At 61.7% G+C, this 26,249-nt stretch carries 19 protein-coding genes; 8 read left to right on the forward strand and 11 right to left on the reverse strand.

The features are described 5' to 3' along the window. The 5 genes from BM110_RS13200 to BM110_RS13220 all read right to left on the reverse strand — a co-directional run bounded on the left by BM110_RS13200 (nt 1) and on the right by BM110_RS13220 (nt 8,896). Entirely contained in the window at nt 1–519 is a 519-nt protein-coding gene (locus BM110_RS13200) for a penicillin-binding protein activator LpoB (RefSeq protein WP_071492458.1), read from the reverse strand. Nucleotides 520–545: 26 nt separating this feature from the next. Next, nucleotides 546–4,145, reverse strand: a complete 3,600-nt coding sequence (locus BM110_RS13205) for a tetratricopeptide repeat protein (protein WP_093513559.1) — start codon at nt 4,143–4,145, stop codon at nt 546–548. Beyond that, nucleotides 4,123–6,936, reverse strand: coding sequence for a bifunctional glycoside hydrolase/polysaccharide deacetylase family protein (locus BM110_RS13210; RefSeq protein ID WP_093513560.1), 2,814 nt, complete (start codon nt 6,934–6,936; stop codon nt 4,123–4,125). The genes BM110_RS13205 and BM110_RS13210 overlap by 23 nt, the downstream gene beginning before the upstream one ends. Nucleotides 6,937–6,998: 62 nt before the next feature. Then, a complete protein-coding gene (locus tag BM110_RS13215; protein WP_093513561.1) occupies nt 6,999–7,931 on the reverse strand; it encodes an SDR family NAD(P)-dependent oxidoreductase in 933 nt (310 codons plus the stop codon). Between the two features lie 470 nt (nt 7,932–8,401). Further along, nucleotides 8,402–8,896 (reverse strand): hypothetical protein, encoded by a 495-nt coding sequence (locus BM110_RS13220; RefSeq protein ID WP_093513562.1) that lies wholly within the window; start codon nt 8,894–8,896, stop codon nt 8,402–8,404. A 122-nt stretch (nt 8,897–9,018) separates the two neighbouring features. Between BM110_RS13220 and BM110_RS13225 the strand changes: the two genes are divergently transcribed. Next, nucleotides 9,019–9,906: an AraC family transcriptional regulator gene (locus BM110_RS13225; RefSeq protein ID WP_093513563.1), complete on the forward strand. Its 888-nt coding sequence runs from the start codon at nt 9,019–9,021 to the stop codon at nt 9,904–9,906. 15 nt (nt 9,907–9,921) lie between these two features. Here the strand turns inward: BM110_RS13225 and BM110_RS13230 are convergent, their stop codons facing one another. The 3 genes from BM110_RS13230 to BM110_RS13240 all read right to left on the reverse strand — a co-directional run bounded on the left by BM110_RS13230 (nt 9,922) and on the right by BM110_RS13240 (nt 12,352). Next, nucleotides 9,922–10,623, reverse strand: coding sequence for an SDR family NAD(P)-dependent oxidoreductase (locus tag BM110_RS13230; RefSeq protein WP_093513564.1), 702 nt, complete (start codon nt 10,621–10,623; stop codon nt 9,922–9,924). A gap of 20 nt (nt 10,624–10,643) precedes the next feature. Beyond that, on the reverse strand, nt 10,644–10,847 hold the full coding sequence (locus tag BM110_RS13235) for a tautomerase family protein (protein ID WP_016979078.1): 204 nt from the start codon (nt 10,845–10,847) through the stop codon (nt 10,644–10,646). A 203-nt stretch (nt 10,848–11,050) separates the two neighbouring features. After that, on the reverse strand, nt 11,051–12,352 hold the full coding sequence (locus BM110_RS13240) for an OprD family porin (protein ID WP_071492465.1): 1,302 nt from the start codon (nt 12,350–12,352) through the stop codon (nt 11,051–11,053). Nucleotides 12,353–12,763: 411 nt separating this feature from the next. Here BM110_RS13240 and BM110_RS13245 point away from each other — a divergent pair, with 411 nt between their 5' ends. Next, nucleotides 12,764–14,851: a TonB-dependent receptor gene (locus BM110_RS13245; protein ID WP_093513565.1), complete on the forward strand. Its 2,088-nt coding sequence runs from the start codon at nt 12,764–12,766 to the stop codon at nt 14,849–14,851. A 64-nt stretch (nt 14,852–14,915) separates the two neighbouring features. Here the strand turns inward: BM110_RS13245 and BM110_RS13250 are convergent, their stop codons facing one another. From BM110_RS13250 to BM110_RS13260, 3 genes are all read right to left on the reverse strand, one after another. Continuing rightward, nucleotides 14,916–15,131 carry a hypothetical protein gene (locus BM110_RS13250; protein ID WP_071492466.1) on the reverse strand — a complete coding sequence of 72 codons (216 nt, stop codon included), beginning with the start codon at nt 15,129–15,131 and terminating at the stop codon, nt 14,916–14,918. 234 nt (nt 15,132–15,365) lie between these two features. Next, nucleotides 15,366–16,472: an agmatine deiminase gene (aguA, locus tag BM110_RS13255; RefSeq protein WP_071492467.1), complete on the reverse strand. Its 1,107-nt coding sequence runs from the start codon at nt 16,470–16,472 to the stop codon at nt 15,366–15,368. A 121-nt stretch (nt 16,473–16,593) separates the two neighbouring features. Then, complete coding sequence (locus tag BM110_RS13260) at nt 16,594–19,494, reverse strand: aminotransferase (RefSeq protein ID WP_093513566.1); 2,901 nt, start codon at nt 19,492–19,494, stop codon at nt 16,594–16,596. A gap of 151 nt (nt 19,495–19,645) precedes the next feature. Here BM110_RS13260 and rfbB point away from each other — a divergent pair, with 151 nt between their 5' ends. Genes rfbB through BM110_RS13290 form a run of 6 tightly spaced genes read left to right on the forward strand, consistent with a single transcriptional unit; the run spans nt 19,646 to nt 26,226 of the window. Further along, nucleotides 19,646–20,728, forward strand: a complete 1,083-nt coding sequence (gene rfbB, locus BM110_RS13265; RefSeq protein ID WP_092248485.1) for a dTDP-glucose 4,6-dehydratase — start codon at nt 19,646–19,648, stop codon at nt 20,726–20,728. After that, a complete protein-coding gene (gene rfbA / locus BM110_RS13270; protein ID WP_092248488.1) occupies nt 20,725–21,600 on the forward strand; it encodes a glucose-1-phosphate thymidylyltransferase RfbA in 876 nt (291 codons plus the stop codon). Before rfbB ends, rfbA begins: the two co-directional genes overlap by 4 nt. Beyond that, complete coding sequence (rfbC, locus tag BM110_RS13275) at nt 21,597–22,142, forward strand: dTDP-4-dehydrorhamnose 3,5-epimerase (protein ID WP_093513567.1); 546 nt, start codon at nt 21,597–21,599, stop codon at nt 22,140–22,142. The genes rfbA and rfbC overlap by 4 nt, the downstream gene beginning before the upstream one ends. After that, a complete protein-coding gene (gene rfbD, locus BM110_RS13280) occupies nt 22,139–23,008 on the forward strand; it encodes a dTDP-4-dehydrorhamnose reductase (protein WP_093513568.1) in 870 nt (289 codons plus the stop codon). Before rfbC ends, rfbD begins: the two co-directional genes overlap by 4 nt. A gap of 36 nt (nt 23,009–23,044) precedes the next feature. After that, the gene (locus BM110_RS13285; RefSeq protein ID WP_092248496.1) at nt 23,045–24,853 is read left to right on the forward strand and encodes a sensor histidine kinase; all 1,809 of its coding nucleotides are present in this window, start codon (nt 23,045–23,047) and stop codon (nt 24,851–24,853) included. Further along, complete coding sequence (locus tag BM110_RS13290) at nt 24,850–26,226, forward strand: sigma-54-dependent transcriptional regulator (protein ID WP_071492474.1); 1,377 nt, start codon at nt 24,850–24,852, stop codon at nt 26,224–26,226. Before BM110_RS13285 ends, BM110_RS13290 begins: the two co-directional genes overlap by 4 nt. Nucleotides 26,227–26,249: the final 23 nt, after the last annotated feature.

Genomic DNA, 26,249 nt, shown 5'->3' on the forward strand with positions numbered 1-26,249 from the left:
TCACTCGAATCGAAGGGCGCCAACCAGTTTGTCGATTACCGTCTGAGCATTGCCCGCCAGGCTTTCACGGGACCAACCGGCGCGCGCGCCGCTTTTGCTCCAGAGCACACGACCACTGTTGGCGTCCAGCACACGCAGGCTGATGCCCACCGCCGGCTCGCCATCCAGGCCGTTCTTGTACTGCCACTCTTCGACGCTGCCGGCGATGACGTAATCGAGCTTTTGCTCACGAGCCCATTCCAGGGCACCGGTCAGGCGCTCGTTGTCGTCCATCAGCGCCTGCTCACCCTGGGTGCTGGTCGGGTAAACACGCGGTTGCAGGCCATGGCTGCTGAGTACGCTGAGCAGGATCTGCTCGCTGCGCTCACCGGCTTGCGGGGTCTGCGAATAGTTGATCATCGGCACGATGCCCCACTGCGCGTTACGCGGCAGGTCAGGGCTGTTTTCACTGGTGAAGCTGGAGCAGCCGGCGACGAACAGCACTGTCAGGGCCAGGCTCAGGTTACGAATTGCTTGCATAGGTTTTTCTCCCGTAGATTCTGTAATCAGCGCCCGAAACGCACGCCGTAGCTCATGCCCAGTGTGCCGCCGGACTTGCCATCCCCGCCTTGTGGCGCAGATTGGTAGCCGAAGGTGAGGGCCAGTTCGTCGTCACCCAGCACTTCGAAACCAATGCCCGTGTTGACGCCGTAGTTGAAGGTTTGGTCGGTCCACTGCCAGCCCGCCGTCATGTCCACCAGCCAGGTGTATTGCGGCTTGCTGCGCACCAGCGCACCGGGGATGCCGCGACGCCAGGACGTACCGACATAGAGTTGGCCGTAGCGGCTTTGCAGGAGGTCGCCCGACGGGATGGTCTGCAACTCGATCGGGTCACCCGGCTCAGGCGGCGCGACATCAGGCACTCGAATCGGGCCTTTGAAGTCGCTGGAGAGGTAATCCAGGTTGCGATCCTTCACGTTGTTCTTCTGGTAATCCACACCACTGCGCACCGTCCAGTTAGGCCCGGCGAATTCCAGCGTGTGGTTAAGCTCCAGCTTCAGCGCATGACCGCTGCCCAACGAGTCGCCGGCACGGGTCGAGAACGAGCGCTGCGCCACTTCCCAGCTCAACTGGTCCCGCGCAGTCAGGCCGTGACGGCCGCCGACCCAGGCGCGGTCCTGCTGGCCGAAAGCCCGCATCAGGCCGCTGTCGTCGCTCTTGCGATGCCAGTCCAGGCCGGTCTCGATCTGGTGGCTGTTGCCCAACTGCCACAGGCGCGACAGGCCCAGGCCGTTACGGTCGTCGTCCTTGCGTTGGCTGGTGTCGGCGAACAGCTTCCAGCTGCCGTTTTCCACCGCGCGCACCAAGGTCAGGGCCGCGTTGCTCTCGTCGCCGATGCGCGAAGAGATGACGTCGTCGCCTTTATAGTTGCCGTGTTCCATCTCGACATCGGCGTACCAGTTGTCACCCAGGTTATGGGCGATTTCCAGGCGCGGCGAGTCAAACGACAAGCCACCGAAATCCTGTTTCTGATACGACAGCAATGCGCCTTGCGGGGTGGCTTCGTGGATCTCCACCGCCTGGCGACGCAGTTGCTCGTTCACCGAATCCGGCTGGTCGCCGCCCAGTGCGGACAGGCTGGTGTCCAGTGCCTCGTTGGTACGCCCCAAACGGCTGAGCGCCTGTGCGCGCTGCGCCGGGTTCAGGTCGCTGCTGGCCAACAGGGTTTCGACCTGGGCTTTATTGCGGCTGCGCAAGGCTTCCTGGATCTGCTCGTAACGGTCGACCTTGAGCCCTTGGGTGCGCGCCCAGGCCAGCCAGTCGTCTTTCTGCGCTTGCTGGTTGGTCGCATCCAGGCGGGCCAGCAGGCGTTCGAACCACAGCTGTTTCATCGACGGCGAACCGTCTTTCCACTTCAGCAATTCTTGCTGGGCCTTCTGCGGCGAGTAGCTGCTCGACATCAAGCGCAGCCAGATCGCATAGCGTTGGGACGAGGGTTGCAGGTTGTCGGCCTCGGGGCTGCGCAGCAACTTCAAGCGCAGGCGCTGGGCGGCGTCCTGGTAGCCGGATGTGTCCAGTGCATCGGCATACGCGGCCTGCACCAGCCAGTCGTTCGGGCTGAGCTTGAGGTACATGCGATACCAAGCCAACGCCTCGGCATCGCGCCCCAACAGCTGGCTGGCGCTGGCGAACGGCAGCCAGAGCAGGCGGTCTGCCCGTGCATAGGCACGCCATTTGGCCAGCAGGAGTTTGAGTTTTGCCGTGTCGGCCTGGTCGACATACAGCCAGGTCAAACGCTCGCGGAACAGGTTGTCATCGGGGTAGCGCGACAAGCCCAGCAGATAGAGACGCTCGGCCTCGGAGGGATCGCCCTGCTCCACCGCCAAGGCACCGCGTACCGCCAGGACCTGGGCTTGCTCGTAGGCCTGCGGGTATTGCCTGGCGTCTTCCAACAGGGTAACGACCTGATCCCACTCGTGCAGCTCCTGGGCCAGTTGCAGCGCCTCGACCAACCGTTGCGGATCCTGGGCGCGGTGCCAGCTGTCGACCATCAACTTCAAGGCACGCTGCGGGTCACGGGCGCGATACAGGGTGATCAACTGGCTCTCGTCGCCACTGGTCAGCTTGCCGTTGAGGGACAGCAGTTTTTCCAGGGAGACGCGCAAGTCTTCGTCGCGCTCCAGGTCCCAGGCGAGCGCCGCACGGGTGCGCCAGTATTCCGGGTCATCGATGGATGAGTCGTCCGACTTGACCACTTCCCAGGCCGCCGGCTCATCAAACAGCTTCATTTGCGTGCTGGCCCAATCGACCAATTCGGCGGTGGTCAGCGTGTAGCGTTTTGCATAGTCCTTGTAGAGTTTGCCTTTGGCCGCGAACTGCCCGGTGTTTTCCAGGTTGTGCAGCAAGCGTGTCCAGGCCAGGCGATGGGCCGGGTACTTGCGCAGATAGGTGCGCAGCCATGCCTCGGATTCAGCCGGTGTACCACGGGATTCATGAGCGTAGATCAACGCATCCAGCTCGATGTCCGTGAGCGCACGCTGCTGCATGATGTCGGCGAGCAACGGGATCGAGCGGGCGAAGTCGAATTGCAGGCTGGCAAGGCGCCAGGCGTGCTCGCGGGTTTTCGGGTCCTCCTTGAGTTTGAGCAAGCGAATCCAGTAATCCAGCGCGGCTTCGTTATCACCGCGCCACTCACCGAGCTTGGCCATTTGCCCCAGCAACTCGGTGTCATCCGGGTAATCGATGACCAGCTCCTGACCGGTTTCCCACGCACCCGCCAGATCATTGATAGACAGGCGCACCTGGAATTCTTTGACCAGGATTTTGCGGTTGCCAGGCTCCAGGTCATGCCACTGCTGGAGCACGCGCTGGGCCAGGTCGAACTGCCTGGTCGCAACGGCGATATCCACGCCTTGCTCCAGCCACGCCACGTCGGTCTGCGGGTTCGTCAGCCGGGGCAGCTCGTCAGCCAGCACTTGCGCGGCCTGCTCGTCACGGCCGGCCGAGAGCAGGCTGTTGAACGCAAGTTGCGCGTACTCCCGTCGTTCGGGCGGTTGTTGGGCGTCACGCTCGAGTTGCAGATAGATGTCTGCCGCGTGCGCAGGCTGCTCACCCGCCAAGTACCACTGCGCGGCTGATTTGAGCGCCTCGGTGCGCTGCGCCGGGTCACGCCCTGCGATCTCTTCGAACACACTGGCGGCAAACGCCGGCGCCTGCAGGGTCAACGCCAGCTTCGCCAGGCTTTGCAGCTGGGCCACCGGCAGCTTGCGATGATCGAAGCTTTGCAGACGCTCGACCAACGCATGCTGCGCAATCAGGTCGTTGCCACTGGCTGCGATCAGCGCGTCCAGCTCCAGGCGATAGTAGGCCTGGATCTCCGGCTGCGGCTTGGGCCAGGCGTCCACGTGTTGGCGCGCCTTGGTGTAGTCACCCAGGCGAATCAGCAAGTCGACCAATTGCAAACGCAAATGGTCGTCATCCGGGTGCGCCGTCAGCAACAGCTCGGCATAGTTGGCCGACACGGCGTCGGGTTCGCGCCCGTCGGGCTGGAACACTTCTTCACGCTGGAAGGTTGCCCACAGCAGGCCACCCACGGCGACAGCGACCACCGCCAGTGCCCATGGGTTGAGCAGGCGGCTGCTTTTAGTTGCAGAGGAGTTGACCATTACTCACCTGCTTCATAGGAAGTTGAAAAGTCCAAAGGCCAGCCGAGGCCTTGCCTGCGAATCGTTGCCCATCGACTTCCACGCGGCAGGCGGTTGCCGAGCGTACGGTGAAGGTCAGGTCGAACTGACCGGCGAAGGAAAAGCTCACGCGCCGATCGTCCAGGTAACGCCAATCGAGCAACGGCACGTTGGCCTCCTCCAGCGCAGGGCGGGGATCTCTGTCCGCACGCAATGCGAGCAATGCCTTGTCGCTGCTCAGGGCCACATAGCGCCCTTGCGGCAAGTCACGTACACCCGCGACACCTTGGGATTTGAGCAAGTCCGGCCAGCCCATTTGTGCATCCAGGCGCACGGTACGCAGAGCGTCCATCCCGCGAATCTGCCAGGCGCCGTCCGCCGTTCGGGCCAGGCTCGACTGGTAAAGACCATGCAGACGGTCGACGTAGTCGCTCATCCATAACGACATCGGCTGTTGCTCGCGCAAGTAGCCGTAGATCTCGTGCATGGCCTTGATCGAGGCTTGCTTGGTGCTGGAATAGAAGTGGTAGTAGAGGTGCAGCCCGCGCAGGCGACGCGGACTGTCGGTCAGTTCGAACGTCTCGATCAACTCACGGAAGCCGTAGTACGGGCCTTTCCACAGGTTGGTGTAGAGGTTTTCGTTGATGATCGGCGCGTAGTACTGCAACCCCCCAGGCGTCGGCCGCAGCAACGGGTTCAACCCGGTCAGGGACGGGTTGGCCTTGGTCATGATGGTTTCGGCGCCGTTGACGTTTTTCAAGCCCGCGTCATAGGCCAGCTTGATGGTGCTGGCGGATGGCAGCGCATCGCCTGGCCAGAACACCATCTTCACCGGCTTCTGTGGCGTAGTCAGGTTTTGATTGATGTAATCGCGCGAGCCAAAAATCTCCCGACGAAAATCGATTTTTTCGTAGCCGGCGATTTTCATGTTCAAACCGTATTCCGGGTTGAAATTTTCGCGCTTCTCGGCCTTATCCGGCTGCATGAAAAACGGGTGGCTGTAGGTGTGCGTGGCCACTTCGACTTTAGGGTTGGCGAAGATCTCGCGGGCAATCGGCTCCAGCTCGCGGGCCAGGAAGGGGAACGCGCCACGCGGCGAGATCTCGCCCTCGATGATCGACACCGACGTCAGGAACGGGTTGGGCTTGATGTAGTCGTCCAGGGTATGACGACCGGCATAGGGAGTGCCGCGCACTTCGGCGCGGGAGGGAAATCCGTCGCCATCGATATGCACGGTCGCGATGCGCCGGCCATTTTCGGTGGTGGTGTCCGGCCGAGGTTGAGCCGGTAGACGCAGGCTGGCCTGAAGGAACGCGAAAGGGTCGAGAATCCAGCGGCTACGCTCGTTGTTGATTTCGAGCAGGTAAGGCGCCAGCGCAAGTCCCCCCCATTTACCGACCACCACCGGGTTGAAAACGGCGCCATTGGCACCGCTCAAGGACAACGCCGGGGTTGGGCCGTTGGGCAATACGCAGACCGCTGCCAGGTCACGGGAGCGAGGCACCACCGGTGCCTCGAATGCGCCCAGCAGGGCCTTGTCCTGGTGGGTGATGGTCAACACCTGAGTGGCGGGCGGCGCATCCAGCTTGAGGCCCAGGCGCTTGAGCAACAATTTGTCTTCAACCGGCAGACCACTGAAAAACGCCACTGGTACCTGCTCGTCCAGACGGGCATTGATAAAGCGATTGAACGCCGATGCATCCTGCGGCGGGCCGCTGGTCATCCAGGTGACCACACCCGCGTACAAGCCACTGAAACCGTAGAGCGGCAGGTCACTGTCGGCGGGCAGGTAATCGACTCGGTAACCGAGGTACTCCAACAAACCACCCAGGTTGCTATGGCCAGCGGCATCTTCCAGTGCACCTTCACGCGGGTCGTAGATCATCGCGATACGGCGCGGCTGGACCTCGATGCTGCTGATGCCCAGGGTGTTGAGGTCCGGGGTACTGATGTAGGGAATGAACCCCTCTTCGCGCAGACGCTTGGCGAGCGTGCGCGCCTCCTCACGACGCTCGGGTGGCAAGTAGTCGATGGCCACCAGCGGCACGCCCTTGGCGCGCAGCGGTTGCAGGTGGGTTTCGAGCCACTGGCGATCGGACTCGGACACCGGGCGATAGCGTTTGGCGGAAGCATCCCAACCGGCATGGATCGACTCGACCGCCACGGCGGCGGCAACGCCGTCCAGCTCAGGCAACACTTCGAAACCACGGTTGAAGAACAGCTTCAGGTTCGGCTGACGCTTGTGCAGCTCACGCAGCAAGCTGGCCAGGCCGACGCGCTGGTTCTCGCGCGAAGCCTCGGGCATCAGTTGGAAACTGTCGAGGGTGTCGAGGAACAGACCCGCATAGCCTTGCGCTTCCAGAGCCTTGGCACGTCCGAACAGATGCTCGCGCCAGACCGGCGACGTGAGATCCATCACCTGGCTGTTCCAGGCGTGATTACGCACAGGGGAAACCGCTTTGCTCAACCCGGCTTTCTCGACCTCAGCCTTATTGCCGTCAAACTCACCGATGGACAGGTAGGCAAATGGCTGGCTGCCCAACGCCCGCAAGGTTTTCACATCGCCAGGGGTCATGTGGCCCGGTTCGACCACGGCCCAGTCGAACTGCGCCAGTTCCGGCAGCGGTGGTTGCTCGGCGTACCAGAAAGCCACGCTGTTCGGTTGGGCCAAGGCAGCAGCGTGCACAGTCGGCCCGCCGACGAATAAGGCAAAAGCAGCCAACAGCCGCTCAGCGATCGCGCGGATACGCGTCCTGCGCAAAACGATTTCCATAATTCACTCTTGAAGATGACTGAGCCAATACTGCGTAGACGTCGGGCGAAGTGACCGACGAACTACAAGCTGCGCAACAGCCGCGCCAAACCCTGGCCAATGGAGGTCGGTTGCGGGAGTGCAAAGCGCTCCAACAGACGGGCGTTATTCGCGCGCGAATGACGGATGTCGCCTTGACGTGAAGCTTGGTACGTCACGTTCAACGCAGTACCGGTGGCACGGCCCAGCTCAGCGATCAGGTCGTTGAGACTGGTCGAGCGGCTGAGCCCTACGTTGATGGCTTCAGGTGCCTGTTCTCGGGTCTCCACCGCCTGGACGAGGATGCTCACCAGGTCCTGCACGTAGACGAAGTCGCGGGTTTGCTCACCGTCACCAAAGACGGTAATCGGCTTACCTGCCAGCGCACGCTCGGTGAAGATGCTGATCACGCCGGAGTACGGCGAAGACGGATCCTGGCGTGGGCCGAAGATATTGAAAAAGCGGAAGATCACTGGCTCCAGGCCGTGCTCGCGACGGTAGAAGTCCAGGTAGTACTCACTGGCCAACTTGTCGCTGGCATAAGGCGTCAGTGGCGACTTGGGCGTGTCTTCGGCGATGGCCGTGCCTTCGCCGTTGTTGCCGTAGGTAGCCGCGCTGGAGGCAAACACCACACGCGCCACACCGGCCTTGAGCATGCTTTGGCACACGTTGAGAGTGCCGACGAAATTGGCCTGGTGAGTGGCGACAGGATCGTCTACCGAGGCCTGCACCGACGCAACCGCAGCCAGATGCACGACTGCGCTGCAATCAACCATGGCTTGCTCGACCACGGCGCTGTCGGCGACATCGCCAACCAGCAGTTCCAGATCAGGATTACCGGCGGGCAGGTTAGCCACCTTACCGGTCGACAAGTTGTCCAATACGCGAATCTTGTAGCCTTTGCCCAGCAACGCATCAACCAGATGTGAACCAATAAAACCTGCACCACCGGTGACCAGAATTCGTCCTACAGCCATGAAGTTTACTTCCTAGAGACTCGAGCGCAGGCACCGACAAACGAGCCTGCTAATTAAAGGTGACAGTGTTTTAGGGCTACCCTGACCAACGTCGCCTGGCCATCCGAGTCCAAGCCGCCTTATCCCTGAATCTTGAAGAACCACAGCATGGGACGAATGCGCGTTACTAATGTCACTTTAATGGCTTAGAGCCATCAACATCGCGGGAATCATGGTGGATCCAAAAGAGACTGTCAACAAATTGTCTAAGATGCCGCCAAACGGCAAATCCGAGTCAAACTTGCCACTTATTTGACGCTACTAATAGGGCGCAGTCTTTTTTTCACCCTTTCAGGTATCACGTCTACCGCACCTATATTCGTGGCCCAGGCTGGGTGGTCGAGACGACTTACGTGACGATTGCTGGCTCCTACTTCTTGGGCGGCTACACGGTGTTGGGCGATGAAAGCTGGCAGTTCCTGCCCGGTTTTTCAGCGTTGGGCAGTGCTGAGGCGCGACTGCCTGCGCAGGTACACCATTTGCGCCGTCACGCCGATCACCAGCGCCAGCGCAATGCCCGCCTGCGCACCCAGCAGCACCGGCGATTTCAGGTCAGTGACGAAGGGGTGACCATCGGGAACGCGGCGCAACGTCTCGGACACGGTGGGCACCATCAGGAAAAAAGCCGTCAGGCTCAACAAGATCGTCTCCACATACACCCGGGCTCGCCCCAGCCAGGCCACGCGCCCTACCCCATAGCCCGCCAACAGCAGCGCAATCGTAATGATGCCGATGGCGTTGCTGACGGGCTGATGCGCGACCAGGAACACGGTGAGGCCACCGATCATCATCGACACGAAATACAACAACCCCGGCACTGACCGAGGCACGATACGGCCATGCCGGATAAACATGTAGACGGCCAGTGGAATGGCCGGCAGGCTGCCGAGGGTGTGCAGCCAGCCGAGAGCGGAGATTCCGAACATAGTGGGGTTCCCATGTGGTTGGATGATGTGCAAAAACGGTCAGCGCGGGAAAGGCTCATCCCGATGGCGCCGGCGCGCTATGATCTCGGCGGTCAGCTTAGTGAGGGCGGGGTCGAACCGACATGATGAATCCCTTGGAAAACTTGATCATTCATCCGCAATTGCAGCTGGAAGGGCTGGCCAAGGGCGACCTGCTGTCCCAGGTACTGGCGCAGATCCGCCTGACGGGTGATCGGGTTTATTCCTGCACACTGACGGAGGCACAGCCCCTCACGCTGGATGAAAGAAGCGCGCACATCTGCGTGCTCCAGCACGGCCGGTTGCATCTCTACGTTGCTGATCAGCCTCCCGTAGCGCTGGAGCAAGGCGATGTGATCCTGCTGCCCCACGATCCAACGGGCATCACGCTGACCGCCCTGAATGGTCCGGCAACCGTAGTCATCTGCCGCTTCTGGTTCGACGCGAGCAGTTTCCAGGCCATGCTGTTCGCCCTGCCTCGGCTGATCCACATCCAGCAAGCCGACGCCGCCGCATGGGCGGAAGGCATTCTGCATTTCATGTTGCTCGAAGCCCACGACACGCAACCGGGCGGGACATTAATGATTTCGCGCCTGATCGACCTGGTAGTAATTCGCATCCTGCGCACCTGGGTGCACCAGGGCACCGCTTCCGGATGGTTGGGTGGGTTGTCGGACGCGCGTATCGCCCGCGTGCTGAAAGCCATTCACGAAACACCGGGCAAGCAATGGCGCATCGACAACCTGGCAGAGGTGGCGGGCATGTCGCGATCGAATTTCTGCGAACGGTTCAGCGCCCTGGTCGGCCGCTCGCCGCTTCGGTATCAGAATGAATGGCGGCTGACCCTGGCGAAAACCATGCTGGCCAAGCAGGACGGCCGCATCGGAGAAGTGGGTTTTGCGATTGGCTATGAGTCCGAAGCGGCGTTCAGTCGCGCCTATAAAGCTTTTTTTGGCCGCTCGCCACGGGATGACAACGCCCGGCCGGGTTAGGCCGGGACGTGTGTATCAGTGCCCGGCGCTTTGCCCGCCGTCGACATGCAGAATCTCGCCGGTCACAAAACCGGCGGTTTCCAGGTAGACAATTGCCTGGGCGATGTCACTCACTTCCCCCATGTGCCCGACCGGGTGCAATTGCCCGAGCGCCGCGTGGGTTTCTTCGCCGTGCATCGGCGTCTTGATGATGCCCGGGCTCACTGCGTTCACACGGATTCCACGCTTGGCGTACTCAATCGCCAACGATTTGGTTGCCGAATTCAAGCCGCCTTTGGTGAGGTTGGCGAGTACCGACGGCACGCCATCAATGGCGTGGTCAGCCAGGCTGGTGGTGACGTTGACGATGTGGCCGGCGCGGTTCTTTTCCATCTCGGCAATCGCGAGTTGAGTGATGTAGAAGAAGCCATGGAGGTTCACCGCAAGCACGTTGGCGTAGTCCGCCTGGGTGTAGGCGGTGAAGGGTTTGGCGATGAAGATGCCAGCGTTGTTGATCAGGCTGTCGATGCGCCCGAAGGTGGCCAGGGTGTCGCGGATGATGCGCTGGGCCGTGGCCAGGTCGGCGATGTCGCCGGCGACGGTGAGGATGTCGGGGTCGGTGGACGGCTGGATCGAGCGCGAGGTGGCGACCACGCGGTAGTCGAGGGCACGGTAGGCCTGGACGACGGCGGCGCCGATACCTTGGGAGGCGCCGGTGATGATGACGACTTTTTTCATGAGGATGCTCCGGTAGGGATTCAGGCTTGGGATTTGCGGTATTCGGTGGTGGTGATGCCGGCGTAGCCCCAGTTATCGGTGTCGACTTCTTCGATGACGATATGGGTCAGGTCCGGGCGTTTGTGCAGGACGCGTTCGAGGGTTTCGGTAAATTCGGCGATGACCTGGGCTTTTTGCTCGGGGGTAACGCCGTCACGGGTGATGCGTAGGCTGACAAAGGGCATGGCGAGGACTCCAGTGGCCGACCATCGGGGTGATGGGCGAGCAGTGGGGCCAATTTAGGCTTGCGCTGGGAGGGGATAAAGGTGGGCCCGGTTACTTCATTAGTGATCCGATGTAACAAGTCCGCCTTGCATAGACGGGCATAAAAAAACCCCGAACCAGTCGGGGTTTTTTCGCCTGACACTCAGGCGCGACGCAGGATCAATTAGAAAACGTTGATCGGGTAGTCGGCGAACAGACGGATTTCGTTCCCGCCTACGTTGTAGTTGCTGGCGTTGTTGGAAACGCGCAACCAGGACGCACGCGCACGCAGGCTCAGGTCTTTGGCCGGGCCGCTCTGGACCACGTACTTGAACTGGTTCCAGATTTCACGCTCGGTGCCGTCGCCGCGGTTGGTACCGTCGTCGATGTTGGTACCCCGTACGTAGGCAACGTTGTAGGTCAGGCCCGGCACGCCGAAGGTGGCGAAATCGATGCCGTAGCCCACTTGCCACGAACGTTCGTCCTTGCCGTTGAAGTCGGACCAGTAGGAGTTGGCCAGCAGGATGGTGTTGCCACCGTCGCCGATGCCGCCAGCATTGCGGTAGCCGCCGTACAGGTAGCCGGTGTCGCCGGTGCTGCGCTGGTGAGCCACGGTGAAGCTGTGCGGGCCAACGGCCCAGGTCGCGCCCAGGCTCCAGATTTTGTTGTCGCGAGCATCTTCACTGCCTTGGTTTTCCAGGGCGAAGCTCTTGTCCAGCTTGGTTTTGTAGCCGTTGAAGTCAAAAGTCAGGGACTGCTTCTCTGGCAGGGCCAGCACGTAGTTGACGTTGACGTATTGCTTCTTCAGCACGTCCTGCATGTCGGAGGCATACAGCGCGGCGGACAGGCTTTCGGTGAATTTGTAGCTACCGCCGATGTAGTCGATGCTCTTCAGGCGACCGCTGTCGGTGCCTTCCATGCTCTTGCGCGCTTCTTTGGTGAAGTGACCCGCGTCCAGTTGCAGACCGGCGATCTCTTTGGAAACGATCGAGGTACCGGTGTAGGTTTCCGACAACAGACGGGAGTTGTCGTACTGCAGCACAGGCACGGCCGGGAACTGATCACCGTACTTGAGCACAGTGTTGGAAACGCGGAACTTGACGGCAGCGCCGCCCTTGGCCAGGTCGTGTGGTGCCGAGCCAGGGTTGTCGGCAGTGCCATTACCCGGTTTGAAGAAGTCGATACCGCCCGCGCCGGCGCGACCTTTACCACCGTCCAGGCGGATAGCGTATTGGCCGATCACGTCCACACCCACACCGACGGTGCCCTGGGTGAAACCGGACTCCAGCTTGCCGATGAAGCCTTGGCCCCACTCGGCTTTGTCTTGCTTGCCGTTTTTGTAGTCGCGGCTGATGTAGGCGTTACGTGCGGCGATGTTCAGGTGGCTGTCTTCGATAAAACCCTTGGACTGGTCCTGGTCGTTTGCCATTGCTGTCGATGCGCTCAAAATCCCCAGAGCGATCAGACTCATCCGTTGCTTCAACATTTTCTTGTATTCCTTATTCCTGGTTGAGTACGCGCTGTGACACCAGGCTCCGTAATGCTTTTTCTGGTGTCGACTGAATCCGGAAAAAAGAAGGCCCGCGGACGACTGAACATGCCGCGGGCCTTTTTATTGGATGAGTCATGGCGGTTAGCCACAGGCGTTGGGCGCAATCCTAGTCGCGCCCGGAACTATGTGTCAATTTCGCGAATCGTCTGTATTTAGGCGAAATAATTCTAAGCCAGGGCCTAAAGCCACATCGAAAGCGACAAAAAACCGCATCCGAAACGACAAAAAACACATCTAGTAACACTTTTCAAAGTCGATACGTTTGGCAATGGATAACGCGCGCAAATGCAAAGCATTACCATTAACGTGCTGTTTTTCTCCTAAACCATTCGGATACATTCCTTAATGCCTGCCCCTCGCCTGACGCCCATCACCCTTGGGCTTTCCGTTCTGCTGTCTGCCGGTTTTGCCTGCGCGGCCACCACGTTGCCCGAAACCTCGATCAGCGCCGAAGCTGACGAAGACGACCCACGCGTCAAGGAAACCAGCACCGCCACGCGCACCGCCACGCCGGTGCGTTATGTGCCCCAGGCCATCGACTCGGTAAAGACCGAAAGCCTGCGCGCCTACGGCACCAATGACCTGGGCCAGGCGTTGAGCGGCATTCCCAACGTCAGCAGCGGCGCCGATACGCGCTTCGACAGCCTGCGCATCCGGGGTTTCGACGCGAGCAACGACTTCTACCTGGATGGCATCCGCGATGACAGCCAGTACGTGCGCGACCTGCATAACATCGAGCGCATCGAAGTGCTCAAGGGGCCGGCAGCCGTACTCTACGGGCGAGGCGGTCAGGGAGGGATCGTCAACCGTGTGAGCAAACTGCCTGGCGCCGGCCACAAGTCGAGTATCGAGGCCCAAGGCGGCAGCAACGATTTGCGCAGTCTGTATGCCGACCTCAGCACCGACCCCACCGATGACATCAGCCTGCGCCTGAACATGGGCAACCAGGACAATAACAGCTGGCGCGATGGCGTCAGCGGCAATCGCCAGCTGTTTGCACCGTCCATGAGCTGGCAGCTCACGCCGGACCTGAATTGGCTGGTGCAATACGAATACAGCCGCTACAACCGCACGCCGGACCGTGGCGTTCCGGGGGTCAACGGCCGGCCGGCGGATGTGAGCCGCAGCACCACTTACTTCGACAGCCGCGACTACATCGACGACAAATCCCAGTCCCTGCGCTCCAGGCTGGCCTATGAGCTCAACGACAACTGGCAACTGCGCCAGACCCTGGGCGTATTCAAGCTCGACAGCGATTTCGACAACACCTACCAGACCGCCTACGTGCCTGCGACCAACAGCGTGACACGCCAGCGCTGGCAGCAAGACCTGACCACACGGAACCTCTTCAACAATGTCGAACTGGAAGGCGGCTTCAGCACCTTCGGCCTGGAGCATCGTTTGCTCACCGGCCTCGAGCTGGGCAGCCAGCGCCGCGATCCCAAGCTCTACACCGCCACCGCCGTCAGCCGTGGTGGCCAGGCCGTGCCGAGCCTGGACCTCAACCAGCCCAACCGCCACCTGAGCCATAACGGGCGGATGAGCGTGTCGAGCAACAACCACACCGAAGTGGAAAGTCGTGCGGTTTATGTACAAGACCAGCTGCGCCTGAATGATCAATGGCAGCTCCTGGCCGGCCTGCGCTACGACCGTTTCGAAGTGGACACCAAGAACAAAATCCTCAACACCCAACAGGCCGTCGACAGCCACAGCACCAGCCCGCGCTTTGGCGTGGTCTGGACGCCGCTGGAACATCACTCGTTCTATGCCTCGTGGAGCAAGACGTTCTCCCCGGCCGGTGGCGGCCTGATCGGCATCACCCCGAATGCCGCCGGCAGCGTCAACGACCTGAGCCCCGAGCTGACCAAACAGAAGGAAATCGGGGTCAAGAGCGATTGGCTCGACGACCGCCTGAGCACCACCCTGGCGGTGTACGAACTGGAGCTCTACAACCGCCGCACCAGCGACCCGCTGGACCGCACCATCACCCTGCTCAGCGGCTTGCAACGCTCACGCGGCGTGGAGCTGACCGCCACCGGCAAGATCGTCGGCAATTGGTACGTTCGCGGGGGAATCGGCCTGCAGGACGCCACGGTCGTGAAGGACAACAACGGCTTTGAAGGCAAGCGCGTCAGTGATGTGGCCAAGCGCAACGGCAGCCTGTTCATCACCTGGAAACCCGAGATGGGCTGGTACGCCGAAACCGGTTTGACGCTGGTGGGGGATCGTTACGCCGACAGTCTCAACACCGTGGTGCTGCCGGGTTATGGCCGTTGGGATGCCTTGGCGGGGTTCCGCCAGAAAGAATGGGACGTGAGGGCGGCGCTGAACAATATCGCGGACAACACCTACTATGCGTCGGCGACCAGCGTGGCGCAGATCCAGCCGGGAGAACCGCGCAGCGTGGTGGTGACTGGGACCTACAGTTTCTGAATCGAATACATCCAAAGGGTGTAGGAAGGGGCTTGCCCCCTCCCACATTTGTGCTCGGTGTTACTCAGTTTTTCAGCAGGTCGCACAACACGTGCACTTCATCCTCGCTGAACAGGCCTGCCGGGTAGCGTTCATTCATCACGCTGCGCAAGTCAGGCTGGCGCCTGATCCGTCGCGAGCCGTTTTCCTTCAACCAGAGCGCCAGTGCGGGAATCGCGTCGCCGCTGACCCGCAAGGGGTGGGCCGCACGCGTGTACATCAGGTTGATATCGGCATTCATTTCAGCGCTCTCTCCTACTGCGTGAGCGGCTAACTTACTCAAGGTTTATGACAGAACTGCGCAGTCATCACCTTGGGCCACTGTGACAGCACCGATACAAGAGCTATGCCAATGTCTCGTGTTTATAGGTATTCGGACACAAAAAAGCCCGCGACCTTGCTGGGCCGCGGGCTTGCTGTGGGCACCGGAACCGGTTGCGCCCGGCTTATCGCCTCGATGCTGTTACAACTGCACTCACTCTTTGTGCGGTGCCGGCTGCTGCTGTGTCAGACAGTGGATATTACCGCCACCCAGTAACAGTTCGCGGCCCGGCACCATCACCACTTCGTGCTGCGGGAACAGGTCCTGCAGGATCGCCTTGGCCTGGCTGTCCAGCGGGTCGTCGAAGCTTGGGGCGATGATGCCACCGTTGACGATCAGGAAGTTCACGTAGGAACCGGCCAAACGCACCGACGGATTCCGCTCCTGGGAGCCGTCAACCGGGTCGACACCGGCGCATTCTTCCTCCGTGGCGTACAGCGGCCCGGGAATCGGCATTTTATGCACTATGAACGAGCGACCCTGGGCGTCGGTGCTGCTTTGCAGCACGTCCATTGCGGCGTGGCAGCGCGCGTAGTTCGGGTCTTGTTCGTCATCGGTCCAGGCCAGCAACACTTCGCCCGGGCGCACGTAGCAGCAGAAGTTATCCACATGGCCGTCGGTTTCGTCGTTGAACAGGCCATCCGGCAACCAGATGATCTTATCCACAGCCAGGTTGGCGCTCAGCACCGCTTCGATCTCGGCCCGGCCCAGGTGCGGGTTGCGATTGCGGTTGAGCAGGCATTCTTCGGTGGTGATCAGGGTGCCTTCGCCGTCGACATGGATCGAACCGCCTTCCAGCACAAAACCTTCGGTGCGGTAGCGCGGTGCGCGTTCGATCTCGAGGATCTTGCCGCCAACCTGGGAATCGCGGTTCCACGGCGCATACAGGCCACCGTCAAAACCGCCCCAGGCGTTGAAGTCCCAGTTCACGCCGCGCACTTCGCCGCTGTTGTTGATCACGAAGGTCGGGCCGGTGTCGCGCACCCAGGCGTCATCGCTGGACATCTCCACCACGCGGATATTCGGCACATCCAGGCGTGCGCGGGCGTTTTCGTACTGGCCGGCAGATACGGCAACGGTCACCGGTTCAAAGCGTGCGATCGCCTTGGCCACGGCCACATGGGCAGCCTGCGCCGGCTTGCCGCCCAGGCGCCAGTTGTCCGGGCGCTCGGGCCAGATCATCCAGGTTTGCGTCTGTGGCGCCCATTCGGCAGGCATGTAGAAGCCATCGGCGCGAGGGGTGCTGTGCAGGGTGGTCATGGCGATCAGGACTCCGAATGGGGTAAAGGCCGACTTTATAACGGATAAAAATCGGCTTTAAAAGCGACAAAAGATCATAGCTGATGAGTATGACAGTAGTTAACCGATAACAATCGATTAATCACACCTGCTCATCCAGCACCTTCGACAGCATGTCGACAAAGAAGTCCACGCTGCGCCTCGACGTGACCATCGGCGGCTTGATCTTGAGAATGTTCAGATAGTCGCCGGTAGGCTGCATGAAAATCCCCAACTCCCGCAGGCGATCACACAGCAAAGTGGTTTCTTCGGTGGCGGGCTCCAGGGTTTGCCGGTTACGTACCAATTCCAGGCCGAGGTAAAATCCGGAACCGTGGACGGCGCCAACCAACGGATGGCGCTCGATCAGAGCTTCCAGGCGTGCCTTGAAATGCGCGCCAACCACCTGGGCGTTTTCCCACAGTTTTTCTTCTTCCATCACATCCAACACGGCCATGCCGATGCGGCAACTGACCGGGCTGCCCCCCGACGACGAGAAGAAGTAGCCCTCAGCCTCCAGCGCCTCGGCGATTTCACGCCGGGTGATGACCGCACCCAGGGGCTGGCCGTTGCCCATGCCCTTGGCCATGGTGATGATATCGGGCACCACACCCTGCTCTTCAAAGCCCCAGAAGAAATGCCCCATGCGGCCGTAACCCACCTGCACCTCATCAGCGATGCACACGCCGCCCTGGGCGCGGACAAGCTCATACACCCGCTGCAAATAGCCCGGCGGCAACGAGATGCCGCCGGCATTGCCGTACACCGGTTCACAGATGAAACCGGCCAGCTGGCGTTGGCTCGCGGCGATTTTCGCCAGGTTGTGCTCCACACTTCGTACGTAATCGGGCGCACTGTCCTGCCCGCGGAACTCGCCGCGATAGGTATTCGGTGCGGTCACCGGGTGCACCCAGTCCGGGCGGCTGCTCAAGGCCTGGGGGTTGTCAGCAATCGAGGTGGACACCGCATCCGCCGCCACCGACCAGCCGTGGTACGCCTCCAGCACGCTGAGCATGTCGCGCCCGCCGCTGTAGGCCCAGGCCAGGCGTATCGCCAAGTCATTGGCCTCGGTGCCGCTGTTGACCAGGAACACCCGGTCCATGCCTTCTGGTGCCAGCGCGAGCAAGCGCTCGGAAAACTCGGCAATCGCCGCGTAATGAAACCGCGAGTTGGTGTTGAGCAACGACCACTGCCGCGCCGCCACCGCCGCCATGCGCGGGTGGCCATGGCCAAGCACCGCCACGTTGTTGAGCATGTCCAGGTAGGAACGACCCTGCATGTCGATCAGGTGGTTGCGCCAGCCACGCTCGATGCGCGGCGGATCGACGTAATAGTGCTTTTGCGAACGGGCGAAACTGGCGTCGCGGCGGGCCAGCAGGGCCTTGGGGTCCAGCTCGGGCTCGGCGTCGCAAGCCAGCCCCAGCAGCGCGGCCGGCGATGGGCAAAGCGCTTGCCACGCCGCTGCCCGGGACGGTGCGCAGAATAGCGGTGCGGGCAAGTCAACACGGCAAAGCTGCACTGTCAGCGGGCCTTCGGCCTCACCGATCACCTGGCCCTTGAGCACCGCAGCCCCCGGCTGCAACAGCGGCTTTACACCCCATAGCCGCACGGTCGCTTCGCTGTTATGCACATGAAGTTCATCATTGGCTCCTCGTCGTACCACACCGGCAAACGGCGCTTCGACGGAAGTCCCCGATGGCACGTGCAGCTCAACGTGCAACGCAAACGTCTCCGGCTCGGTCGCACTGTCGGGCCGGGTACGCGACAAACGGTATTGCCCATAGCGGCTCGCCGCCAGCCCATGTACCGCCGCCGCATCCTGCAACAGGCGTTGATCGATGCCGGCTTGCTCCCAGTTGCCCGCCTCGAAATGCGGGCTGAGCACACCCAGGTCGATCAGCGCGAACTCGCGGCCTACCAACCCCGGCAACAAGGGCGCAAAACCTTGGCTGAGGATGGGTGCGGGTGCCTGGCCAACACGGCTGAGAATCGCCGCTTCCATCAGCTCAAACGGCACCGAGGTCGCTACATGGAAGATTTCCCACTCATGCTCGGCGTTTTTCAGCAGGTAGCTGTTATGCGGATCCAGCCGTTGTTGCTGCTCGCTGCTCAAGACCAGCACCGCCGCCCGGGCGACGATCAGCGGCCATAGCGCCTGTAATTCTGCGGGTTGCAAGGGCGTCACCGCATGACAAGCCTGGATTGCCGGCAAAATCGCAAAGGGATCGCCCTCGGCATGGTGCAGCAGGGCGGCGCAGGTCACCGACAGGTCGGCAATGCGCCAGGTGTGCACCAGATCGCCAAAATCGATCACGCCCTGAAGTTGCCAGTGGCGTTGCGCATCACGCTGCCACACCACATTGTCGTCGGTGATATCCATGTGCACGGCTTGCCACGGCAGGTGGTCGGCCAGGGAGCGCATACGGTTGCGGACCTGCTCAGCCACTTGCTCCAGTGCTTCGCGGTGGGGCAAATCTTCCAGGGTGGCCAGCAGATGCTTGATCAATTCCAGGGCATGGCGCGGGTCCCATTGCAACGTACGCTCCAGGCCCGGATGTTCGAACGACGCCAGCGCCTGGCTCATCCGACCGCACAGGTCACCGAAGCCTGCGATCACCCTGTGCCCCAAATGCGCCTGATGGGTCAACGGCTGGCCGTCGATGTAATCCAGCACCCGCACATGCAAGGTTTGGCCGTCGAGGGTCAGGGTCAGCAGTTCCTCACCGGTCAGAGCCTTGATGACCCTGGGTGCGCGCACAGCCTGCAAGGTGTTGAGCGCCGCGTGCTGGGCCTGAAGCTCAACGGCAGTGTAGTCGCCCCGGCAGATTTTCAGAACGAACCGGCCACGGGCACTGTCAACTTTGTAGTTGAGATCCTGCTGGCTGCCCAATGACTGCAAGGTGCCCGTGAGGCCATAATGCTGCTCGAGCAGTTGAGCCGCCTGATCGGGGCTTACTTGCGGGCAGGGTAGACTGGCGCGATGGATCAGGGTGGCGAGCAGCATGGGGGTGGCCTCGGTTTTTTAGGGGTGTATATCGCCATTGTTCAGGGGGCTTGCGCAACCCCCTGCGCAAACCACGCTTGCACCGCCCGGCGGCACAACTCAAGCTATGCTCCATTCACTTAATGTCCGTCTAAGGAAAAGGCCCTCCGACATGCGCATTCTCATCACCGGTGGCGCCGGTTTTATTGGCTCCGCCTTGATCCGCCACCTGATTCAGCACACCGAGCACGAAGTGCTGAACCTGGACAAACTCACGTATGCCGGCAACCTGGAATCGCTGACCAGCATCGCGTCCAACAGCCGCTACGAGTTCGTCCAGGCCGATATTGTCGACCAGGCCACTGTCAGTGCCGTACTGAAGCGCTTCGAGCCCCAGGCGATCATGCACCTGGCGGCCGAGTCCCATGTAGACCGCTCGATCGATGGCCCGTCGGACTTCATTCAGACCAATATCGTAGGCACCTACAGCTTGCTGGAAGCCACCCGCGCCTATTGGCAGACGCTCGACGAGCCCGCCAAGCGTGCGTTCCGCTTCCATCACATCTCCACCGATGAGGTGTACGGCGACCTGCATGGCGTGGACGACCTGTTCACTGAAACCACACCCTATGCACCCAGCTCACCGTATTCGGCCAGCAAGGCGGCGTCCGATCACCTGGTCCGCGCCTGGCAGCGCACCTACGGCTTGCCGGTGCTGCTGACCAACTGCTCGAACAACTACGGGCCATTCCACTTCCCCGAGAAGCTGATCCCGCTGGTGATACTCAATGCCCTCGCGGGCAAGCCACTGCCCGTCTACGGTGACGGTTTGCAGGTGCGCGACTGGCTGTTCGTCGAAGACCACGCCCGCGCATTGCTCAAAGTGGTCACCGAAGGTGTGGTCGGCGAGACCTACAACATCGGCGGACACAACGAGCAGAAGAATATCGACGTGGTACGCGGCATCTGCGCCCTGCTCGAAGAACTGGCGCCACAGCGCCCGGCCGGTGTCGAGCAGTACACCGACCTGATTACCTTCGTGAAGGATCGCCCGGGCCATGACCAGCGCTATGCCATCGATGCTGGCAAGATCGAGCGAGAGCTGGGTTGGACCCCCGAAGAAACCTTTGAAACAGGGCTGCGCAAAACCGTGCAGTGGTACCTGGATAACCTGGAATGGTGCCGCAGGGTCCAGGACGGCAGTTACCAGGGTGAACGTTTGGGCAACACCGACCTTAAGGATCTGATTGCATGATGAAGGGAATCGTATTGGCCGGCGGCTCCGGCACGCGTTTGCACCCCATTACCCTGGGCGTGTCCAAGCAGCTGCTGCCGGTGTATGACAAACCGATGATCTACTACCCGATCTCGGTACTGATGCTGGCGGGGATCAAAGATATTCTGGTGATATCCACACCGGTGGACTTGCCGCAGTATCGCAACCTACTGGGTGATGGCAGCCAGTTTGGCGTACATTTCAGTTATGCCGAACAGCCAACCCCGGATGGCCTGGCCCAGGCCTTCATCATTGGCGAGGAATTCATCGGCGATGACCCTGTGTGCCTGATCCTGGGTGACAACATCTTTCATGGTCAGCACTTCGGCGAGCAATTGCTCCGCGCCGCCAAGCGGCCGACGGGCGCTACTGTCTTCGGCTACTGGGTCAAGGACCCGGAGCGCTTCGGCGTGATCGACTTCGACAGCGAAGGCCGTGCGCTGTCCATCGAAGAAAAGCCCGCGAAGCCCAAGTCCAGCTACGCAGTGACCGGCCTGTACTTCTACGACAACGACGTGATCAAGATCGCCAAGGCAGTCAAGCCTTCGCCTCGAGGGGAGCTTGAGATTACCGACGTCAACAACGCCTACCTCAAGCGCGGCGACCTGCAGGTTGAGCGCTTTGGCCGTGGCTTTGCCTGGCTGGATACGGGGACGCACGACAGCTTGCTGGAAGCCTCGCAGTACGTGCAGACCATCGAACACCGCCAGGGTTTGAAAGTGGCCTGCCTGGAAGAAATCGCCTACGAAAATGGCTGGATCGACCGCGACCACCTGCTGGAACGCGCCAAGTATTTCGGCAAGACCGGCTATGGCCAGTACCTGTTCTCGCTGGCCGGAGAGAACAAGTGAACGTTGTTGAAACCACTTTGCCCGGCGTACTGATCCTCGAACCCAAAGTGTTCGGCGATGAACGCGGCTTTTTCTACGAAAGTTTCAATGCCCGCGCCTTTGAAGCGGCCACTGGGCTCAAGCGTGAATTCGTGCAGGACAATCATTCGCGCTCACAAAAAGGCGTGCTGCGGGGCCTGCACTACCAGCTCGAACACACCCAGGGCAAACTGGTGCGCGTCATCGCCGGGGAAGTGTTGGACGTGACCGTGGACATCCGCCGCAGCTCGCCGAACTTCGGCCAATGGGTCGGCGTGCGGCTGTCAGCACAGAACAATCGCCAGCTGTGGGTGCCGGAAGGTTTCGCCCATGGTTTCGTGGTAGTGAGCGATCACGCCGAGTTCCTGTACAAAACCACCGATTACTATCAGCCCAGCGCCGAACGCAGCATCCTGTGGAATGACCCGACGCTGGCCATCGATTGGCAGCTGACCGAAGCGCCACAGTTGTCCGCCAAGGACCAGGCAGCTAAACCCTTGATGGAAGCCGACCTGTTCCCATGAAGATCCTGATCTGTGGCCAGCACGGCCAAGTCTCCCGCGAACTGCAACAACGCCTCCAGGGCTTGGGCGAACTCATCGTCCTGGGCCGCGACCAGCTTGACCTGGCCAATGCAGAGCAGATCCGCCAGCAAGTGCGCGCCCACCGCCCCAGCCTGATTATCAACGCAGCGGCTCACACCGCTGTCGATCAGGCCGAAAGCGAACCGGACGCCGCATTTGCCATCAACGCCATCGCCCCCGGCATTCTCGCCGAGGAAGCCAAGGCACTGGGCATCCCGTTGATCCACTACTCAACCGACTACGTGTTCGACGGCAGCAAACCGGCGCCTTACACCGAAGCCGACACGCCGAACCCGCTGGGCGTCTATGGCCAGAGCAAGCTGGCCGGCGAGCAGGCGATTGCAGCCGTAGGGGGTCAGTACCTGGTTCTGCGCACCAGTTGGGTCTACTCCAACCACGGCAAGAACTTCCTGCTGACCATGCAACGCCTGCTGCAGGAAAAACCGCAGATGCGCATCGTCGCCGATCAGATCGGCGCACCGACCTGGGCCGGTAGCATCGCCGACAGTACGCTTGCGTTGATCGAGCGCTGGCAAGCCGGCACAGCGGGGGAATGGGGGGTGTATCACCTGACCGCCCAAGGTGAAACGTCGTGGTTCGGTTTTGCCGAGGCCATCGGCGAGCATCTGCGCAAGCAGGGCAAAGCCTGTGCCGAGCTGGAAGCCATCCCGTCCAGCGCCTACCCGACGCCCGCCCAGCGTCCCTTGAACTCACGCCTCGATTGCAGCCGCTTGCAACAACAATGGCACGTCAGCCAGCCGCAGTGGCAAGACGCATTGCGCGAGTGTCTTGCACAGCAGCACTAGGCATAATGCGCCTGTACCCACAGGCGCACGACTCCCATGACTCCACCCCTCCCGCACAGACCCCGCTGGCGCAGCCTCGCCCTCCTGGCGCTTTGCCTGGCGCCGCTATTGTGGCCGCTGGAGCATCTGGCCGAGCGTTATTACCGCAGCGAACTGGCCGGCCAGAACCGCCAGACCCTCGACCTGTACGTCGCCAACCTGCTCGGCACCCTGCACCGCTATGAAGTGCTGCCGCAAATCCTCGGCGACCTGCCGGCCCTGCGCACTGCATTGGACGCGCCCAACGTCAGCACCAACCTGGTCAACGCCAACCTGCTGCTCAAGGAGGTCGCCGCCCAGGCCGGGGTGGAAGTGATGTACCTGATGGACACCACCGGCAAGACCCTCGCGGCGTCCAATTGGGATAAACAAGACAGCTTTGTCGGGCGCAACTTCTCGTTCCGCCCGTATTTCAGCGAAGCCATGGCCGGGCGCCTGGGGCGGTTTTTCGGCCTGGGCACTACATCGGCCAAGCGCGGTTATTTCTTCGCCGCCGCCGTACGTGATGGCGATAAGATCATCGGTGTACTGGTGGTCAAGGTCGACCTGGACCACACCGAAAGCCTGTGGGGCAACACCCCGGAACAACTGCTGGTCACCGACCATAACGGCGTGGTGATCCTGACCTCGCGCCCGCAATGGCGATTCCGCGCAACCCGTCCGCTGACCGCTGAAGAACGCCAGGCCATCATCGCCATCCAGCCCTACCCGACCCGCGACCCGCAGCCGTTGAGCCTGAGCAGCACCGCGTGGCTGCGCCAATCCACCGCCATCGCCGAAACGGGCTGGAATGTGGAAATCCTTGCGCCACGTTCGTTGATCAACCGCCCGGTGCGCACCGTGGTTGCCGTCGGCGGCGCGACGCTGCTGGTGCTGATGTTGCTGCTGGGCCTGATGATGCAACGTCGCCGTCACTACCTGGAGCGCATTGCGTTCGAAGCCAAGGCCCGGCGCGAGCTGGAAGCGCGGGTAGTCGAGCGTACCAGTGACCTGGAGGGCCTCAACCGGCGCCTGAAACAGGAAGTGCTGGAGCGCGAACACGCCCAGCAGGAGTTGGTACGAGCCCAGGACGACCTGGTGCAAGCGGGTAAACTGTCGGCGCTGGGCACCATGTCGGCGAGCATCAGTCACGAACTTAATCAGCCCCTGGCCGCCATCCGCAGCTACGCGGAAAACGCCGAAATCCTGCTCGACCATGAACGCACCGATGACGCCCGCGGCAACCTCAAGCTGATCAGCGAACTGACCGGGCGCATGGCCTCGATCATCGCCCACCTGCGCGCTTTTGCCCGTCGCGACCGCCATGCGCCCGAAAGCGTGGCCCTGCAACCGGCGCTCGACGATGCGCTGGCGTTGCTGGCCAAGCGGCGACGGTCGATGGAGGTGGAACTGATCCGCGACTTGCCGGAGGCCACCCTGTGGGTACAAGCCGGCGAAACCCGCCTGCGCCAGGTGCTGGGCAACCTGCTGGCCAACGCCCTCGACGCCCTCACCGAAAAAGGCCCGCCGCGCAGACTCTGGCTGAGTGCCGAAACCACCGAACAGGGCGTCAACCTGTACATTCGCGACAACGGCCCGGGTTTTTGCATGGAGGCCCTGGGGCGCGCCAGCGAGCCGTTCTACACCACCAAGACACGCACCCAGGGCCTGGGCCTGGGGCTGGCGATCTGCGAAACCCTGATGCGTGCCTTCGGCGGCGAACTGCTGTTTGCCAACCACAAGGAAGGCGGCGCGCTGTTAACCTTGAAATTGCGTGCCGGCTCGCCGGGCGTCAGTCTGCAACCGTCCGAGGACCGCAGTGTATGAGTATCGATAACCAGATTCAGGTGGTGTTGATCGACGACGATCCACACCTGCGTCAGGCGCTGTGCCAGACCCTGGACCTGGCCGGGCTGAAAGTCCTGCCCCTGGGCGAAGCCAGCGGCCTCACCGCACGCCTGTCACGGGACTGGCCGGGGGTGGTGGTCAGCGATATCCGCATGCCCGGCATGGACGGGCTGGAGCTGCTCGCCGAACTGCACGGCCAGGACCCGGACCTGCCGGTGCTGCTGATCACCGGCCATGGCGATGTGCCGCTGGCGGTGCAAGCCATGCGCGCCGGTGCCTATGACTTTCTGGAAAAACCCTTCGCCAGCGACGCCCTGCTCGACAGCGTCCGCCGTGCCCTGGCTCTGCGCCGCCTGGTACTGGACAACCGCAGCCTGCGCCTGGCCCTCAGCGATCGTCAGCAATTGAGCACGCGACTGGTCGGGCATTCGCCGCAAATGCTGCGCCTGCGTGAACAGATCGGCGCCCTGGCTGCGACCAAGGCCGATGTGCTGATCCTCGGCGAAACCGGCGCCGGCAAAGAGGTGGTGGCGCGTGCGCTGCACGACCTGTCGAGCCGCCGCAGCGGGCCGTTCGTGGCGATCAACGCCGGGGCGCTGGCTGAATCGGTGGTCGAAAGCGAGCTGTTCGGCCACGAGCCTGGTGCCTTCACCGGCGCGCAGAAACGCCGCATCGGCAAGTTCGAGTTCGCCAACGGCGGCACCTTGTTCCTCGATGAAATCGAAAGCATGAGCCTGGACGTGCAGGTCAAACTCTTGCGCCTGCTGCAGGAGCGTGTGGTGGAGCGGCTGGGTGGCAATCAACTGATCCCGCTGGATATCCGCATCATCGCCGCCACCAAGGAAGACCTGCGCCAGTCCGCCGACCAGGGTCGCTTCCGTGCCGACTTGTATTACCGACTCAACGTCGCGCCGCTGCGTATTCCGCCGCTGCGTGAGCGGGGTGAGGATGCCTTGATGCTGTTCCAGCACTTCGCCGATGAAGCCAGCAGTCGTCACGGCCTGCCGCTGCACGAACTGCAACCGGGCCAGCGCGCCCTGCTGCTGCGCCATAACTGGCCGGGCAATGTACGCGAACTGCAAAACGCCGCCGAGCGCTTCGCACTGGGGCTGGAACTGGCACTGGATGCCACGCCGGACAACCCTGCCGCCGGCGTGTTGACGTCCACCTCGGGAGGCCTGAGCGAACAGGTCGAGCAATTCGAAAAAAGCCTGATCGCCGCTGAGCTGACCCGCCCCCACGGCTCCATGCGCAGCCTCGCCGAAGCCCTCGGCGTACCGCGCAAGACCTTGCACGACAAGCTGCGCAAGCACGGCCTGAATTTCGCCAACCAAAGCGGCGATGACGAATGACCGCTCCCACTCGCCAAGAGGCC

It is taken from the genome of Pseudomonas sp. NFPP28 (assembly GCF_900115535.1).
GTDB lineage: Bacteria > Pseudomonadota > Gammaproteobacteria > Pseudomonadales > Pseudomonadaceae > Aquipseudomonas > Aquipseudomonas extremorientalis.

Coding starts and splice junctions, on each gene's coding strand:
- BM110_RS13200 (WP_071492458.1), bottom strand. CDS start 519: ATGCAAGCAATTCGTAACCTGAGCCTGGCCCTGACAGTGCTGTTCGTC.
- BM110_RS13205 (WP_093513559.1), bottom strand. CDS start 4,145: ATGGTCAACTCCTCTGCAACTAAAAGCAGCCGCCTGCTCAACCCATGG.
- BM110_RS13210 (WP_093513560.1), bottom strand. CDS start 6,936: ATGGAAATCGTTTTGCGCAGGACGCGTATCCGCGCGATCGCTGAGCGG.
- BM110_RS13215 (WP_093513561.1), bottom strand. CDS start 7,931: ATGGCTGTAGGACGAATTCTGGTCACCGGTGGTGCAGGTTTTATTGGT.
- BM110_RS13220 (WP_093513562.1), bottom strand. CDS start 8,896: ATGTTCGGAATCTCCGCTCTCGGCTGGCTGCACACCCTCGGCAGCCTG.
- BM110_RS13225 (WP_093513563.1), top strand. CDS start 9,019: ATGATGAATCCCTTGGAAAACTTGATCATTCATCCGCAATTGCAGCTG.
- BM110_RS13230 (WP_093513564.1), bottom strand. CDS start 10,623: ATGAAAAAAGTCGTCATCATCACCGGCGCCTCCCAAGGTATCGGCGCC.
- BM110_RS13235 (WP_016979078.1), bottom strand. CDS start 10,847: ATGCCCTTTGTCAGCCTACGCATCACCCGTGACGGCGTTACCCCCGAG.
- BM110_RS13240 (WP_071492465.1), bottom strand. CDS start 12,352: ATGTTGAAGCAACGGATGAGTCTGATCGCTCTGGGGATTTTGAGCGCA.
- BM110_RS13245 (WP_093513565.1), top strand. CDS start 12,764: ATGCCTGCCCCTCGCCTGACGCCCATCACCCTTGGGCTTTCCGTTCTG.
- BM110_RS13250 (WP_071492466.1), bottom strand. CDS start 15,131: ATGAATGCCGATATCAACCTGATGTACACGCGTGCGGCCCACCCCTTG.
- aguA (WP_071492467.1), bottom strand. CDS start 16,472: ATGACCACCCTGCACAGCACCCCTCGCGCCGATGGCTTCTACATGCCT.
- BM110_RS13260 (WP_093513566.1), bottom strand. CDS start 19,494: ATGCTGCTCGCCACCCTGATCCATCGCGCCAGTCTACCCTGCCCGCAA.
- rfbB (WP_092248485.1), top strand. CDS start 19,646: ATGCGCATTCTCATCACCGGTGGCGCCGGTTTTATTGGCTCCGCCTTG.
- rfbA (WP_092248488.1), top strand. CDS start 20,725: ATGATGAAGGGAATCGTATTGGCCGGCGGCTCCGGCACGCGTTTGCAC.
- rfbD (WP_093513568.1), top strand. CDS start 22,139: ATGAAGATCCTGATCTGTGGCCAGCACGGCCAAGTCTCCCGCGAACTG.
- BM110_RS13285 (WP_092248496.1), top strand. CDS start 23,045: ATGACTCCACCCCTCCCGCACAGACCCCGCTGGCGCAGCCTCGCCCTC.
- BM110_RS13290 (WP_071492474.1), top strand. CDS start 24,850: ATGAGTATCGATAACCAGATTCAGGTGGTGTTGATCGACGACGATCCA.